At 51.3% G+C, this 19,137-nt stretch carries 1 protein-coding gene (only partly in view); it reads right to left on the bottom strand.

The features are described 5' to 3' along the window. On the bottom strand, window positions 1-19,137 hold the 5' end (the start) of the coding sequence (locus MHI21_RS12040) for a non-ribosomal peptide synthase/polyketide synthase (protein WP_342420075.1). It extends 23,022 nt beyond the left edge of the window; the window shows 19,137 of its 42,159 coding nt (coding positions 1-19,137); it begins with the start codon at window positions 19,135-19,137; its stop codon lies off the left edge, out of view.

Genomic DNA, 19,137 nt, shown 5'->3' with positions numbered 1-19,137 from the left:
GCTCCATACAAAACGGTACGCATCCTCACCTGTGCGCAAAACAGCCACACGCATCAAAGCATCTTGTGCCAGATCAAAGCCTCTTTGCTTGTCTTTACGCGTATATTCGAGGATGTACTCGTTTTGCTGCTCTTGCTCCATATCCCGCAAATCCTCTACATACAGTTCGCTGCGCTTATTCCGATACACGACCTGAAGCGGTTCATCTTTCCAGCCACTGTAAAAGTTCGTGCGCAGTACCGTATGCCGCTGCACCAATACATCCAGACTGGCCGCAAATGCAGCGATATTAAACTGTCCTCGCAGATCAAAGGATGCCTGTTCAAAATACGCTCCCGATTGCGAATCCATCAGATTGTAAAAGAGCATCCCCTTTTGCATCGGCGTCAGTGCGTACACATTTTCCAGCTCACCGATACGTGCTGCCTGTTCCGCGATCTGTTCCAGTTCCTGAGTCGTCAAACCTTTGAAGGACACATCACTTGGCGTCAGTTCCGGATGCTCCTGAGCGGAACAATGCGCAATGACCTCTTGCAAAGCAGATTGCAGCAGTCCCGCCACACGTTCCAGCGTTTCTTGGCGATACTGCTTACGGCTGTAAGCAATCGTCAAGCGCAGCGTGCCTTCCGAGATCATTGCATTCAAATCCAGCGTATATTGCAGCGGTGAATGGGCATCCTCTGTCTCCCCTGCGCTATAGGATGACCATGTGATTCCACTGTTTTGCACACCCTGATCGACCTGCCCCAAATAGTTAAAGCTGATTTCCGGTTCTGCTCCAATCGCATGCGTTTCATCCGATGCGAACGCAGGGGACAAGTAGCGCCATGTGCCATACGTCAGCCCTTTATGTGGAATCCGGCGCAGACCTTCCTTCGTTTCTTTAATCCGCTGGGCCAGCGTCAGGTTGACATTTGTGTCCAGCAGCACCGGATACAAGCTCGTAAACCAGCCTACTGTACGTGTAATATCCACCTCTGGCAGGATTGCTTCCCGGCCATGTCCCTCCAGATTCACCAGCACCTGTCCTGCGCCTGTCCAGTTGTGCATCGCCAATCCTAACGCGGTCAATAGCAAATCATTGACCTCGGTGTTATAGGCGCGATGTGCCTGCTTTAGCAGTTGCTGGGTTTCAGCTTCGGTCCACTCTACTGTCAGCACTTCGCTGTCAGCATTCAAGGAACCCTCGTAGGCAAAATCCTTAGGCAGCGGTGCCGCTTTCGCTTTGGCCTGTTCCAGCTGCTGCCAGTAGGCTTCATCCGATGCAGCCTCTGAACGGTTGGCGTAAGACGACAACTCCCGTGCCCATGTTTGGAAGGAATCCGTTTTATAGGGCAATCGTACAGGCTCACCCTTGATCGCCTGCTCGTAGCCTGTCGAGAAATCTTCAAACAGAATTCGCCACGATACCCCGTCCACTACCAAATGGTGAATGGCTATGAGCAAATGATCGCCCTCGGCTGTGCGGAACAATCCCAGCTTGACCAGAGGCCCTTCGGACAGGTGGATGCTGCTTTGAATTTCATTTGCCTTCGCTTCCAGCGCTTCCGCATAGGATGCTTGTTCACGGTAGTCTGCGGTTTCCAGCGTATACAACGCGCCTTCATCTACGCCGCGTGTCCAAGCCTCGTAATCGGCTGAAGCCTGACGGAAAACCGTACGAAGCGCATCATGATGCTTCACGATATGATCCATGGTCCGGCAAACCGCCGTTTCATCAAAGCCCTTGGCACGATAGAGCATGACCGCCTGATTAAAGTGCTGCGGACGCTCGCGCTCCTGCGCAAAGAACCAATGCTGGATCGGAAGCAAAGCGGTTTTCCCGCTTACTTCTCCTTGATCTGCCATACGACTGACCTCATACAAATGCGGTGCCAGTGCTGCAACCGTTGGATACTGGAACAAATCCTTCATGTCCAGCTTATAGCCAGCCTGGAACGCACGCGATGCGATTTGGATCGCCTTGATCGAATCGCCGCCCAGATCAAAGAAATTGTCCAAAATACCGACAGTCTGTAGTCCCAGTACTGACTGCCAGACCGCTGCCAGAGCACGTTCTTGCGCGGTACGCGGCTCAGCATAATCCGCTCCGGTTTGCAGGCTGCCTTCCGGTGCTGGCAGGGCCTTGCGGTCGATTTTGCCATTTGGACTCAGCGGCATCTGCTCCAGCTGTACAAAGTACGATGGCACCATGTAGCTTGGCAGCTCCCGGCCCAGCTCACTTCTCAGCTCGCTGGCACCCATTTCTTGCCCCGCGACATAGTACGCCACCATTTGTTTTTGGCCCGTTTCGTCTGCACGCGCCATGACCACGGCTTCTCGTACCGATTCCACTTGGAGCAGCTGCGATTCGACCTCACCCAGCTCAATCCGGTAACCCCGGATTTTCACCTGATGGTCGATCCGGCCCAGATATTCAATGTTGCCGTCCGGCATCCATCTCGCCAAATCGCCTGTGCGGTACATCCGCTCATAGCCGGCTTCCCCGCCAGCAAACGGATCTTTCACAAATTTCTCGGCCGTCAGCTCCGGTCGGTTCAGGTAACCGCGGGCTACCCCGATACCGCCGATGCACAGCTCCCCTGCAACCCCGATCGGCTGCAATTGCTCCGTGCCTTCCTTCACGATGTACAGACGAATATTCTGAATCGGCTTCCCGATCGGAATAACTCCATATTCCTCATCCGGCTCGCAATCGAAGTACGATACGTCCACCGTCGCTTCGGTTGGACCGTAGAGATTGATCAGCTTCGTTCCGGACAGGCTCGACACCAGCCGTTGGAATCGCGCCACATGCTGTGGCGGTAATGCTTCACCACTGGCAAACACATGGCGCAGCGTACCCAGCTTCGCTTGCATCACTTCTCGTGGCTGCTGCTCCACGTACTCCAGGAACGCATGCAGCATCGCAGGTACAAAGTGCATCGTGCTCACGCCATCGCGGGCAATCGTGTCGACGATGTCTTCCGGGTTCTTTTCCCCGCCAACCGACAGCAGGCTCACCTTCGAGCCGACCAGCGACCACCAGAACAGCTCCCACACTGACACGTCGAAGGTGAAGGCGGTCTTTTGCAGAATCGTATCTTCCCCACTCAAGCCATAACGATCATGCATCCACAAAATCCGATTTAGCACAGAATGGTGCTCCACCATCACGCCCTTCGGTTTTCCCGTGGAACCGGACGTATAGATAACATAGGCTACATGGTGTGGGCCAGCCAGTGGCTCCAGATTCGAACCGTCTTCGTGGTAAATGTCTTGGCCATCCTGCGCATGACGATCCAACACCAGCACCTGGCCGTCGAAACTCAGTGACGCTTGCTCCGCCAAATGCGATTGCGTCAGCACCAGCTTCGCTTCCGAGTCCTCCAGCATAAAGCGGATGCGGTCCGCCGGATATTCTGGATCGATGGGTACGTAGGCCCCGCCTGCCTTGAGGATCGCATAGATGCCGACAATCATGTCCAGCGAGCGGTGAACCAAAATGCCCACGGGCTGATCCGGTTCAACACCTTCCGCACGCAGCGTTCGAGCCAAACGGTTCGCGCGCTCATTCAACTCCGCGTAGGTCAGCGATTCCGCTCCGCACAACACGGCCACCTGATCCGGTGTTTTCGCTGCCTGCTGCTCGAACAGTGCACTTAGCGTTTGATCCTGCGGATAGGCTGCCGCCGTATCCCCCCAGACTTGAACGAGCTGTGCCTGTTCTTCCGGTGTTACCAATTCCAGCTCATTCACTCGGATATTCGGATTGTCCACAATTTGTCCGATGACATGGTCGATATGGCCCTGGATACGCTCCATGGCAGACCGGCTATACACCTGAGCATTGTATTCAAGCAGGATAGAGATATCCTCATCAGGCACGACAATCAGGTTGAAATCGTAGTTGGTTTGCTCGGCAAGTGCCACATTGGCAATCGAGAATTCCGTCTGTGACCTTGTCTCGTCAGAACCGCCCATCTGCTTCATCTGCTGCCCGATTGGGTAGTTTTCAAAGACCATGATGTGATGAATCAGATCTTGTTTTTGTTCAGTCAGTGCCTGGATATCGTACAATGGGAACGTGTCATACATACTGGAGGCCAAAGCCTGTTCCTGGGTGCGCTGCAATACTTCAGCAAATGTAGCACCCGGTGCACTGCAAATGCGTACCGGAATCGTGTTGATAAACAATCCAATCATGTTCTCCACGCCTGGAAGGTCTGCCGGACGACCGGATACCACACCACCAAACACAACATCCTGATGATTATTGTATTGCTGTAAAATAACGCCCCACACACTTTGCAGCAATGTGTTAATCGTGACATGTTGTTGCTTGGCCATTTGGTTCAATGCCGCAGTCCGTTCTTTACCCAACCTAAAGGGTAGCTTTTCCAAAACATAGCCGACATTTGAACTTTCACCACTTCTGTCCGGTTCTTCATCCCGTGCGACGACAGAAGCTTGTGCGTTCTCCCCAGGCAACAAGGTTTGCTGCTCAAAACCTGCCAAATAGTCACTCCAATAACGGGTCGCTTCCTGTGCATCCTGATGTTCCAACCATTCGATATAGTCACTATACGGCTTGACAGGTGCGAGCTCTGGCTGCTTGTGCTCCAGCAAGGCAACATATGCCCCAAACACTTCGTCCGTCATCAGGGACAGGCACCATCCGTCCATCACAATATGATGGAAGCTCCATACAAAACGGTAGGAGCTATCACCCGTGCGGAAGACGGTTACGCGCATGAGCGCATCCTTGCCTAAATCAAAGTTTTGAGCTTTATCCTGGGCCACAAATTCAGCTATAGCGTGCTCACGGCCTCGGACATCCTCATAACGGAAGCTCGGATTTTTATGACGATAGACGATCTGCAACGGTTGGCCATACCAACCACTGTAGAAATTCGTCCGTAATATAGCATGTCGGCTAACCAGCAGCTTCAGACTTTCCTCGAATAGGGACGGTTCAAAGTAGCCCTCCAGATCAAAGGTCGCCTGTTCAAAATACACGCCTGTTTCTGCATTCATCAGACTATGGAACAGCATCCCCTTTTGCATGGGGGTTAACGGATACATATTTTCCAGTTCTCCAACCGTCTTGGTCTGCTCCTTAATCGTATCTAATTGCTCCAGTGTCAGACCTTTAAACAGCACATCACTTGGAGTCAATTCAGTCCGCTCCCGTGTGACACAATGCTCGATCATTTCAAGCAGATTGGATTTTAACAGATTAGCCAGCATGTGGACGGTGTCCTTACGGAAGGCTTTGCCGTTATACCGAATGTCCAGTTCTAGGATGCCGTTCGTTACGATTCCGCTCACATCGAGAGCATATTTCATCTTCGTCCGGTCACTAACGACCGATCCAATTGAGTAAGGAGACATACGCATATCGCTGTTTTGCAAGTCCTGATCCAGCTGTCCGAGATAATTGAAGCTCACTTGCGGCTCGGCAAAAGCTTGCTGTTGACCAGGGTTCAGTGTATCTGCTTGCTGACTGGCGACTTGGCCGGATTCACTCAAATATCTCCAGATTCCGTAGCCCAGTCCTTTATTCGGAATAAGGCGCAGGCTCTCTTTGACCTGTTTGATGCGTTCTGACAAAGCGGGATCACGACCAACGTCCAGCAATACCGGATATGGACTCGTAAACCAGCCTACCGTACGAGAAATGTCCGTATCCGGCAAAATGTTTTCACGTCCGTGTCCCTCTAAACTAATCAGGCTGCGTTCATGACCCGTCCACGTGTACAGCATCATGCCCAGTGCCGTCAGAAGCAGATCATTCACTTCCGTGTTATATGCGCGGTGTGCTTGCTTCAATAATTTTGATGTCTCTTCCTCCGTAAGCTGGACGACCACTGTATCGGTGTCAGCCAAGGTAAAGGGCTCAGCCTGCGCTTGATCCTCAGGTAAACGTACTTGGTCAGACAAAGCCGCTGCGTTCCATTGCTCCCAGTAGGCGTGTTCACTGTCCATAGCTGTGCTATTCGCATAGGTGGACAGTTTTTGTGACCAGGAACGGAAGGAATCCGTTTTGTCCGGCAGCTGAAGCACTTCCTGATGAACGGCCTGTTCATAGGCAGTAGCCAAATCCTCAAACAAAATACGCCAGGATACCCCGTCCACCACCAAATGGTGAATCACCATCAGCAGATGATCCCCATCGGCACAGTGGAACAAACCAGCCTTTAACAGCGGTCCTTCATGCAGTTGGATACTGCTTTGAATTTCAGTGGATTTTGCCTCCATTGCTGCGCTGAGCATGGCTTCATCCGTCAAATCCCTAAAGTCCAGCACGTCCAGATGATACAGCTCGCCTTCCTGTATTCCGCGGTTCCATGCTTTATAGCCTTGCTCAGTCTTGCTGAACACCATCCGCAGTGCATCATGGTGCTCTGCTAGTTTGCCAAGCGCCTGACGCAAAGCAGCTTCGTCAAACCCCTGCTCCCGGTGCAGCATAACGGCCTGATTAAAGTGATGCGCATCCACTTGCTCCTGCGCAAAGAACCCATGCTGGATCGGAAGCAACGCCGTTTCTCCGCTCACTTCTCCCTGATCTGCCATACGACTGACCTCGTGCATATGCGGTGCCAGGGTTGCGACGAGGGGATAGCGGAACAAATCCTTCATGTCCAGCTTGTAGCCTGCCTGGAACGCACGGGATACGATTTGAATCGCCTTGATCGAATCGCCACCCAGGTCAAAGAAATTGTCTAAAATACCGACGGTTGGCACGCCTAGGACGGATTGCCAGACCGTTACGAGTGCCCGTTCCGGTGCAGTGCGCGGCTCTACATAATCCGCTCCGCTTTGCAGGCTACCTTCCGGTGCTGGCAGGGACTTGCGGTCGGTTTTACCGTTCGGTGTCAGCGGCATCTGCTCCAACTGAATGAAATACGACGGCATCATATAGCTTGGCAGCTCCCGCCCCAGCTCATGTCTCAGTTCACCAGCTCCAAGCTCTTGGCTCGCCACGTAGTACGCCACGAGCTGTGTTTGACCCGTTTCGTCCGTGCGTGCCATGATGACCGCTTCTTGTACCGACTCCACCTGCAGCAGCTGCGATTCGATCTCGCCCAGTTCGATCCGGTAGCCCCGGATTTTGACCTGATGGTCCATCCGACCCAAATATTCAATGTTGCCGTCCGGCATCCATCTTGCCAAATCGCCTGTACGATACATCCGCTCATGGTCTGACTTGTCATCAGCAAACGGATTATTCACAAATTTCTCGCCCGTCAGTTCTTCACGTTTCCAATACCCACGGGCCAATCCTTCCCCTGCAATACATAACTCACCCGGTACGCCGACGGGCTGCAATTCTCCATTCGCATTCATGATATAGATTTGGGTATTCGCAATAGGACGTCCAATATTAATGTGCTCCGCATGGGTCAGTTCCTGCACGGTCGACCACACCGTCGTTTCTGTAGGTCCGTACATGTTATAAATGCGAGGACCGTTTATTTCTTGCAGTGCTGCCAGCAGCTTGGACGGAAGGGCTTCGCCCCCGACCATAATGGCCTTCACGCTTTGCAGTGCGCGGGAACCTGCTTCATGACCCAGCAGCATTTGCAACCGGGATGGGGTCATTTGCAACATCTCAATATGATGATGTGCAATCAATTCACCCAGCGCCTGCGGATTCACCTGATGCTGGCTGTCGCCAAGCACCACCGTCATTCCACCCAACAGGGGCAAGATGGTTTCCAAGACGAAAATATCGAATGAAATGGTCGTCAGTGACAAAATGGTTTGGCTCGCTTCAAAGTCAATGACTTCGCGCATTCCGGTAATAAAGTTGAGGACCGAGCGATGCTGGAGCATAACTCCTTTCGGATTTCCAGTCGAACCAGACGTATAGATGACATAAGCCAAATGCTCTGGGAGGGCAACCGTCTCCAGGTTGCCGCTTTCTCCCTGATACAAGGCTGCATCCTCAAGAAATATGGCATTGGCGTTGCAATGATGCTCTTCCAACAGATCACGACTGGTTAGAAGCACTGTGGCCTCGCTATCTTCCAGCATGTATGCAATACGAGAGGACGGAAATTCGGGATCAATCGGTACATAAGCACCACCTGCTTTGAGAACAGCCAGGAGACCTACGATCATTTCCACTGAACGCTGTACCATCAGTCCGACCCGTTTGTCAGGTCCTACTCCTTGTGCTTGAAGCATTCGTGCCAATGAATTCGCCCGTTCATTCAGTTCCCGATAAGTCAGACTCTGATGTCCAAACACCAATGCCACCTGATCCGGCGTATATTCTACCTGCTCCTCGAACAGCTGATGGATCGTCTGTTTGCATGGGAATGCACAAGCGGTGTCATTAAATGCCGCTGTAATCTGCTGCTTTTCTGCCGCTGTGAGTAGTTCCAGCTCTTCAACACGAACATGCGGATTGAGCGAAATTTGCTCCAGTAGGCGTGCAAAATGCCCATACAGACGCTCAATACCTGCTTGATCAAAGCTGAGCGTGTTATACATAAAACGAATCTTGATGCCTTCACCTGGCATAACGACGACGTTCAGATCATAGTTGGTTTCCTCTGTAGACACCACGTTCGAAATCGTAAATTTATCCTGTCCATCACTGCCCAACTGCTCTACCTGCTGCTCCACCGGATAATTTTCAAATATCATAATATGATTGATTAAATCCTGCTTCTGCTCGGTCAGTGCTTGAATTTCATACAGCGGGAACGCATCATAACCATTGGAAGCCAGCGCCTGCCGCTGTGTTCGTTTCATCAGCTCGACAAAGGTTTCACCTTGTTCAGACTGCACGCGCACTGGAATCGTGTTAATGAATAGCCCAATCATGTGCTCCACACCTGGAATATCCCCTGGGCGACCGGACACAACGCTGCCGAACACAACATCCGAACTATTATTATATTTTTGCAACAAGACGCCCCATACCGTCTGAATCAGCGTATTGATCGTCACCTGATTTTGCTTCGCCACTTGTTCGATCTGGGCAACCAGCTCTGGCTGGAATTCGCAATCCAGATCTTCAGCAACATATTCCCCGGTGTGCATCGATTTAGGCTGTGTTTTTTGCTGTGGAAGCGTAATTTGCTGCTCGTAGTCCGCCAGATACCCACGCCAGTATTGCAAAGCTGCCTCACGGTCCTGACGTTCCAGCCATTCAATAAATCGACTGAACGGCGTGACTGGCTCCAGCGCTGGCTCATGACCCGCACGCAGTGCCAGATAGCTACCGAATACCTCCTGTGTCATAAAGGACAAGCACCAGCCATCCATCAAAATGTGATGGAAGCTCCAGATAAAGTGATATGTTTCATCCCCGGTTTGCAGGATCGAAATACGAATGAGTGCATCCTCTGCGAGATTGAATCCTTTCGCTTTATCGGCAAGGGTAAAAGCCTCAACACGCGCTTCTCGTTCCTCTTTTTCTAATCCGCGCAAGTCTTCATAATATAATTGCCCGCTACGATTACGGAAGACGACCTGCACAGGTTCATCCTTCCATAAACTGATAAAGTTCGTCCGTAACGCCTCATGACGCTGTACGAGCAAATCAAAGCTTTTGCTGAAAGCAACCACATCAAAACGTCCATTCAATTCAAAGGTTGCCTGCTCAAAATAAGCTGCCGAACTCTCATCCATTAGACTGAAGAAGAGCATACCTTTTTGCATCGGCGTCAAAGCATACACATTTTCTAGTTCACCCATATCTTGTGTATCTTTCACCAATTGCTCCAGCTCGTCCAGCGTTACATGTTTTAACAAGACATCACTTGGGGTCAACACCGTTCTTTCCTGCGCAATGCAATGGCTAATCACCTCACGCAAGCCGGATGCCAGTAGTTCTCCAAGCCGTGCAATCGTTTCGTGCCGGAATTGTGTGGTGCCGTAGCGAATAGTGAACATCAGCTCGCCATCCTCGATTAATCCATTGATATCTAGTGCAAAATCCATAGCCGCGTTCGTGCTAACAGGCACACCAATGGAATAGGAGGAAGGCTTCAGATCGTTACCTTTATAATCCTGATCGAATTGGCCCAGATAGTTAAAACTGATCTCAGGCTGAGTCTTTAACTGCACGCCTGCTTTCTCCAGAACATTTGTATCCGACAGGTATCGCAAAATACCATAACCGATGCCTTTTTGCGGAATATGACGCAGCCCTTCCTTGACCCGTTTGATCAAACGAGCGGTATTTCCACCTTGTCCCAGACTTCCATCCAGAACAACCGGGAACTGGCTCGTAAACCAGCCGACTGTGCGCGTAATATCCACGTCGGGTACAACGGCTTCCCGTCCGTGGCCTTCCAAGTTAACCAGCACCCGTTCGGAACCAGACCATTCATACACGGCTTTGCCGAGTGCGGCCAGCAGCAGGTCATTCATTTCCGTGTTGTACGCGCGATGAGCTTGTTTGAGCAGCTGCTCGGTTTCCTGCTTCGTCCAGCTGACTGTCACTACCTCGCTGTCTCCAAGCAGAGCATTGTCATTCGCAAAATCCTTCGGCAGAGGCTTCGCGAGGCTGGCTTCCGCCTGTTCGATATGCTGCCAGTAGGCAAACTCCCGCTCCATCGTTACACGATTTGCGTAGGCTGACAGCTGTTTGGCCCATACCTGGTAGGAATCTGTTTTATGCGGCAGTTGAATAGCTTTACCCGTTTTACCTGCAACGGCCTGCTCATATCCGGCTGCCAAGTCCTCCAGCAAAATGCGCCATGATACACCGTCCACAACCAGATGATGAATGACGATTAGCAAATGGTCGCCCTCAGCGCAATGGAACAGACCGAGCTTCACAAGTGGACCCTCGCTCAAGTGAATGCTCGCTTGAATTTCACTCGCCTTGGCTTCGACAGCGGTGAATTCGTCTTCCACTCCGCTAAAATCTATAATGTCCAGCGTGTATAGCTCGCCTTCCTCCACACTGCGGTTCCAAGCGACATAACCCTGCTCCGTCTCACGGAATACAGTGCGCAATGCGTCATGATGCTGGACAATACGGTCCATCGTACGGCGCAGCGCGTCTATGTCAAAGCGCCCAGCTCGATACAGCATCATCGCCTGGTTGCTGTGGTGCAGATCAACCGGCCGCTGCTCGAAGAACCACCGCTGAATGGGTGTCAATTCCACCTGGCCTACGACTTCTTCCTGACTGGCCATCTTGCCATCAGTACGAAGTAAAGGACTGAGTAACGCTACCGTCGGATTGCTGAAGAGGTCTTTCATGTCCAGTCGATAACCTGCTTGCAGCAATCGGGAGGATACTTGCAGCGCTTTGATCGAATCGCCGCCCAGTTCAAAGAAGTTATCCTGCGTGCCTACCGTTTCGACACCCAACACCCCGGCCCACACTGAAGCTAAAACCTGTTCTACCGAAGTACGTGGAGCCACATAGGCTGCACCGGTATGGATGCTTCCTTCCGGTTCCGGCAAGGCCTTGCGGTCGATTTTTCCATTGTGGGTCAGTGGCAAGGTCTCCAGTCGCATCAAGCGTGCCGGCACCATATGTGCTGGCAGTCCTGCTTCCAGCTCGGCCTGTACCTCCTCGATCCGCAGCTCCACTTCTCCCGTGATGTATCCGCACAAATACTTGTGTCCGCGTTCGTCCGTCCGGTCGATGACTACCGCTTGACGCACACCCGGCACCCGCTGGATTGCCGTTTCAATCTCGCCCAGCTCGATCCGATATCCCCGGATTTTGACCTGATAATCCATCCGGCCGATAAAGTCCACATTGCCGTCCGGCATCCACCGCGCGAGGTCACCTGTGCGATACAATCGTTCACCCGGTACATACGGATTCGCTACGAATTTCTCGGCCGTCAGGTCGGCACGGTTCAGGTAGCCTCGTGCTACCCCGGCTCCGCCAATGCACAGCTCACCCAGTACGCCGATCGGCACCGGATTCAGCTGGCTGTCCACAATGTAGAAGCGTGCGTTCAGCCACGCCTGGCCAATCGGTACATTGCCGCTACTTGGCAGCTTCGACAGTTCTTCGTCGTAGAAACTAGAGTCGATTGCCGCTTCCGTGACGCCGTAACTGTTCATAATGCGAATATCCGCGCCAAATCGTTCTTGCAGCACCCGGTAATCCGTCACGCTGCAGCTATCCGAGCTGGTGATCAGCAATTCCAGACTGCTCATGTCCAGCCCGTGTTCATGCACATGCTGCATAAACGGTACAATCAAGGCCGGGGTTGATTCGAACACCGTAATCTGATAGTCGCGAATCCAGCCGTATAGACGGCTTGGGTCAATGCGATCATCTTTCGGACAGATGACCATCGTGCCACCGTTATAGAGCGCCCGCGCGATATCGCCGACGAACACGTCGAAGGAGAAGCTCGCCAGTTGTAACAGGCGTACCGGGAACTGGTTCAGACGGTAATCCCGGCGATAGGCCGCAGCCGTATTCACCAAGCTGCGATGCTCAATCATGACCCCTTTTGGACGCCCCGTTGTACCGGACGTGTAGATCACGTACGCCAGATCCTGCGGCTCATTGATAGGTTCCACATCCGTGGCATCCCCGATGTACAGCGACTCATCGTCCAACGCCAGCACGGTGTGCAGACGCAGTCCCGTTGCGGGTTCGGATGCTGCTTCACTATCAGATGACGAATCTGATTTCAAGCTTAATTTCTCATTAAGGCTGTCTCTTTCCATCGTTTCAATGCTAACCGCCGTTTCCAGCTCACCCTCAGCCTTTCCTTCGGCCAAAGCCCATCGGCTTTCATTCAGCCATGCTTGGGCACGCTCCTGCAAACCTGTTTGAGTCAGTAGCACCGTAGCGCCGCTGTCCTCCAGCATAAAGCGGATACGGTCAGACGGATAATCCGCATCTAAAGGTACATATGCACCTCCGGCTTTCCATACCGCCAATACGCCGACCAGCATGTCCACCGAGCGCTCGCTCAAAATACCAACAATGGATTCACGCCCAATGCCTTCATTCCGCAATCTACGAGCAAGTTGGTTCCCACGCTCGTTCAGCTCGCGATACGTAAGCTGCCGCTCCTCGTATACAACTGCCACGTGATCCGGCACAAGCTGCGCTTGTTCTTCCACATAGGCGTGGAACAACCCTTCTGATTGCTTTTCATCACTCCATGCAGATACGCCTACTGATCCAAAACCGTCGATGATTTTCGCTTTTTCCGAAGCAGTCACCAACTCAAGCTCATCTACCGGCGCATCTGGTCTGTTAATCGCTTCTTCAATCATATGCAGCAAATGCCCGCGGATTTGCTCTATAGCTGTACGTTCCAATACTCGCGCGTTGTACTCTAAATGGACATGAATTTCATCACCCGGCACAACCGTAATGTTGAAATCATAGTTCGTTTGCTCCGATACGGAAGCATTTGTAATTGTAAAACCATTCTCACCACGGCTACCCATTTGCTCCATACGCTGTTCCACTGGGTAGTTTTCAAACACCATAATATGGTTCACCAGGTCCTGTTTTTGCTCTGTCAGGGCCTGAATTTCATACAACGGATAGGTTTCATAAGCACGGGAAGCCAGTGCCTGCTCCTGTATCTGCTTCATTAACGCAGCAAACGTAATATCTTTCTCACTGTGAATCCGTACAGGAACCGTATTAATGAACAAACCAACCATTGTATCGATACCCGGAATATCCGCTGATCTGCCGGATACGACACTGCCAAATACAACATCCCGACTGTTGTTATACCGTTGCAGCACAACGCCCCACGCTGCTTGCAGCAGTGTATTGACCGTCACTTGCTTTTGCTTAACCAGCTTGTTCATCCGTTCCGTCACTTCGCGGTCCAGTGTAAACGAAAGTTTGTCCGCTTCATATTCTTTAGCGTGACCGTCCAGCTGTTTTGCCTGCGGCAATACCGTCTGCTGCTCGAAACCAGCAAAGTAATCACTCCAGAACCGTTCAGCCTCCGCGTTGTCCTGTCGCTCCAGCCATTCAATATATTCGCTGTATGGCGTTATCGGGACAAGCTCCGGCTTGCGGTCTTCGAGGATGGCAAAGTACGTATTAAATGCTTCCCCCACAACTAGGAACAAGCACCAGCCGTCCATCAAAATATGGTGGAAGCTCCATACAAAACGGTACGACTCCTCGCCTGTACGCAAAACAGACACCCGCATCAGCTCGCCTGAGCTGAAATTAAAACCTTCGACTTTGTCACGCTCAGCAAAATCAGCAATGTATGCGTCCTGCTCTCCTTGTCCGATTGAACGCAGATCTTCAAAACGGAACCCGGCATGTTTGTGGCGGTACACCACCTGTAAAGGCTGCTCATTCCAGCCGCTATAAAAATTCGTTCTGAATATTTGATGGCGATCCACCAGTTGATTTAAGCTTTCGGCAAAAGCCTCCACTTGAAAGCTGCCTTGCAGATCAAATGTCGCCTGCTCAAAGTACGCCCCTGATTTCGGCTCCATTAAGCCGTGGAACAGGATGCCTTTTTGCATGGGTGTGAGCGAATAAATGTTTTCCAGTTCTCCCGCAACAGCCGTCTGCTCTACAATATGATCCAGCTCTCCAGCCGTCAGTCCTTGGAAGGACAAGTCGCTTGGCGTCAGCTCTGGCAACTCTTTTTCCACACAGTGAGCCAATACCTCACGCAAGCTCTCCTGAAGCAGATCAGCCAGCTTTTTGATTGACTTTTTCATGAACGTTTTGTTGCTGTAGCTGATCGTCAGCTCCAGTGCACCGTCCGTGATCATGCCGTTGATATCCAGAGCATACCGCTTGGTTAACGTGTCACTAATGGAAGCTCCGATGGAATAAGGAGACATGCGAAAGGCATTATTCTTTAAATCCTGATCGAATTGTCCGAGATAGTTAAAGCTGATTTCCGGCTCGCTGATAAAAGGTGCTTCCCCTTCCCTGTCAGCAAGATATCTCAAAATCCCGTATCCAATTCCTTTATGCGGCAAACGACGCAGCCCTTCTTTGACGTTCTTGACACGCCGTCCCACATTCTGTTCCTCGCCCATATCGAGTACAACCGGGAATTGGCTGGTAAACCAACCGATCGTCCGCGTAATATCCACATCCGGCAAAATAGCTTCCCGTCCGTGACCCTCCAGATTTACAAGCACCTGACGGATGCCTGCCCACTCCTGAATTGCAGTGCCCAGAGCTGTCAGCAACAGGTCGTTTGCTTCCGTATTGTAGGCACGATGAGCTTGTTTCAAGAATTGTTCCGTTTCTTCTACCGTCCACGCTACTGTCAGTGTCCGATCATCGCGAAGCTGTGGCTTAGCCTGAGATTTACGAGTGTAATCTTTAGGCAAGGATGCCTGACTCTTCCCTGCTTGCTCAATCTGCTCCCAATACGTACGCTCATTCTCCAACGCGCCACTGTTCGCATAAGCGGATAGCTGATCTGCCCACAGACGGAAGGAATCCGTTTTGTTGGGTAAACGGACAGACTCGCCCTGTAAAGCCTGCTCATAACCGGATGCCAAATCCTCTAGCAAAATACGCCAAGACACACCGTCGACCACAAAATGGTGGATCGCTACCAACAAATGGTCTCCATCGGTGCAACGGAACAGACCCAGCTTCACCAAAGGGCCTTCATCTAGACGGATACTGCTTTGAATTTCGCTGGCTTTGTTCTCCAGCAAATGAGCAAAGTCAGACTCATTTGTAAAATCAACTACTTCGAGGCTGTACAATTCTCCTTCTTGCACGCCACGGTTCCATGCTTCATACCCACCGTCCGCATTTTGGCGGAATACGATGCGCAAAGCATCATGGTGCTCGACAATGCGTTGCAGTGCCTGACGAAGCGCCGTTTCATCCAATCGATCCTCACGATGCAGCATCAGAGCCTGGTTATAGTGTTCAGGATTGGATGGCTGCTGTTCAATGAACCAGTGTTGAATCGGTGTCAATACCACGTTTCCACTGGCTTCTCCTTGATCGGAAACACGGCTCACCCGCTGCACTCGTCCATTCAGCTCAGCAATCGTCGGATACTGGAACAACTCCCTCATTTCCAGCTTGTAACCATTTTGCAGCAGTCTTGAAGACACCTGGATGGCCTTAATCGAGTCGCCCCCCAGATGGAAAAAGTTATCCAGCACACCAATATGCTCAATACCAAGTACAGATTGCCACACAGACACTAGCGTACGTTCTACCTCATTACGTGCCGCTACGTAATCCTCACCGGAATCCACGCTTCCTTCTGGTTGCGGCAATGCCCGACGATCCACTTTGCCATTTGGTGTCAACGGCAATTGCTCCAACTGCACAAAATATGACGGTACCATGTAACCCGGCAATTCTTGGCTCAAGGCGCTTCGCAGCTCACTAGCCGCGATATCCGCAAGGGTGACTACATATGCACAGAGCTGCTTTTGCCCCTGCTCATCCTCACGTGCAATGACGACGGCTTCTTGCACCGCCTCCAGCTTCAGCAGCTGTGCTTCCACCTCGCCCAACTCAATCCGGTAGCCCCGGATTTTCACCTGTGCGTCAATCCGTCCTTTGTATTCCAGCGTTCCGTCCTCATTCCAGCGCACCAAATCGCCTGTGCGGTAGCAGCGCTCTCCGCTGCGGAACGGGCTGTCTACAAACTTTTCAGCTGTTAAATCCGGACGGTTCCGGTAGCCACGTGCCACCCCGTCGCCGCCGACGATCAACTCCCCCCATGCCCCGACAGGCTGAAGCTGCATGGAACGGTCTACGACATACGCTGTGGAGTTGTGAATCGGACGCCCAATCGGCACCGCTTCCAATTGCACGCTAGCAATCGCATGAGTTGTAGAAAAAGTTGTATTTTCTGTCGGCCCATAGCCGTTAATGATCCGCAGGGACGGATGAGCCTCCAGCACCCGGTTAATGTGCGGTACAGACAGCACATCACCACCGACCAGCAGTTCTTGTACCCCCTCGAACAGCTCCAAGTCCTGCTGAGATAGCTGGTTAAAGAGCGGCGCAGTCAGCCACATTGTCGTGATACCATGGTTGCGCACGGCTGCCTTGAGCTTTGGAGCGTCCAAAATGACATCCTGACTTACCAGCACGAGCTGTCCACCATTCAATAGCGCACCCCAAATTTCGAAGGTGGACGCGTCAAAGACAACGGCGCCAGTTTGCAAAATGCGTGTATCAGCATCTAATTGCGCATAGTTTGTACTTTTCACCAAACGCACGACATTGCGATGTTCTACCATAACCCCTTTGGGCTGTCCGGTCGTGCCCGAAGTGTACATCAAATAAGCTAGTCGGTTTCCAAATTTACGTTCTTGTTCTCCAGCAGTGCTGTCTACGACAGACGAGGATGATTCATTTAAAATCTCATTTTTCAGATTTGTATAATTGGTATAATCCGCATGATAAGCCTCGTTTTGCTCCCAATGTACGGTATTCAAGCCTTGGTCATTCTCTGCCCCGTACACCTTAGCATCGCTCAGATCCAGTACGATTCCGGTGTATTCCTCCAGTTGCTGTTCTGCATGCTGCACCAGCAGCAACTTTGCCCCCGAATCTTCCAGCAGGTAACGTACACGTTCAGCCGGATAATCAGGGTCAATCGGCACATATGCGCCGCCCGCTTTGAGAATCGCCAACATGCCGACAATCATATCCGTGGAACGCTCAGCAACGATACCTACAGTTTGCTCGGCGGTAACACCGTATCCGCGCAACGTGTGAGCCAGTCGATTTGCTTTAACATTCAGTTCGCCATAAGTTAAACGGGCATTTCCGAACACAACTGCTATCTGATTCGGTGTACGTTCAGCCTGTTCCTCAAACAACTCATGAATGCCTGCTTCGTGTGGATATTCCACCGCTGTAGCATTGAATACATCGATGATTTGCGCCCGTTCTTCCTCACTGATCAGCGACAATTCCTGTATCCGCTTGTGTGGGCCCTGCACCATATGCTCCGCCACACTCAAAAATTGTCGAATAATTCGAGCAATTTCCTGTTCACTAAACAGCTCGGTACGATAATCCAGGTACAGCACGAGTCTATCGTCATCCAGCATTTCAACCATGTGAATATCGAAGTCGTTCACCGTATCTCCGCAGAAATCGTTATCAACCTGCTGAATCGCTTCATCAAACCGGGAGAAACTCAAGGTACGGTACTGAATGGAAGCACCAAACAGACGCTGAATGTCCAGACTGCTTTGCTGTTCACGCAAATCCTGAATAATTTTGTTGTACGGGTAACGCTGATGCCGCAAAATGGACGCCTGCTCCTTCCCTACACCTTGCAGGAAGGTCAGCAGTTCGGATTCTGGTTCGACCAACAGACGCGTAGCCACGGTGCTGACGAACATACCGATGGTATCCTTTTCCTTCTTAGACGTACGGTTGGCATAGAGTGTCCCCACGGTTAGGTCCTGCTCTCCCGTCACTTTATGCAAATAAATATACAGAGCCGCCAGGAAGAACGTGAAAATACTAATTTTATGTTCCTCGCAAAAAGCCGTAACACCACGATACAACTCATGTTCCAGTATAAAGCTCTCCCGGCGTGCAGCTGTGCTCAGTGTCAGCGGGTTATATGATTTCAAACCTGTAGTCTCTGGCAAATCGGCAAACTTTTCTGTCCAGTACGTTTTGTCCTTTTGATAACGGTCTGATTGCTCATAGCTTTGCTCTACCTGGATAAAATCCAGATATGGATTGTCTTTGGTCGGTGCATCTTGACCTGTACCATGCACAATATCCATATAATGTCCGGTGATTTCATTAATGGCCTGATTCATGGACACACCGTCTGAAATAATATGATGCATTTTAAAATTAAACCATGTTTCTTCTGCTCCGAGCTGCAAGATAACAAATCGGTACAGCTGCGAATCCAACAATGAGAACGGCTGTGGATTATGACGCTTTAACCATACATTCGCTTCTTCCGGGGCAACTTGGAGCGTTTCTATATTTTCCGCCGTAAACGGCTCTACATATTGATATGGAATCCCATCCTGAGCAGTGATCTTGATACGGAAAGAATCATTTTGGGCAATCACCCGGTTCATTGCTTGCTGCAAGGCATCTATACGAACAGTTCCCCTGATTTTTACTGTTGCAATAATTGTTGATGTGTTCCGATTAGGATACAGAAGCTCCGTATACCAAATCCGTTGCTGTGGCTGGCTTAGCGAAAACAATTGAACATCTTGCTGTGTCAT

Origin of the sequence: Paenibacillus sp. FSL H8-0168 (genome assembly GCF_038592955.1) — a bacterium.
GTDB lineage: Bacteria > Bacillota > Bacilli > Paenibacillales > Paenibacillaceae > Paenibacillus > Paenibacillus polymyxa_B.
Note: the sequence above shows the minus strand (reverse complement) of the source record. Positions and strands in the feature narration are given on the sequence as shown.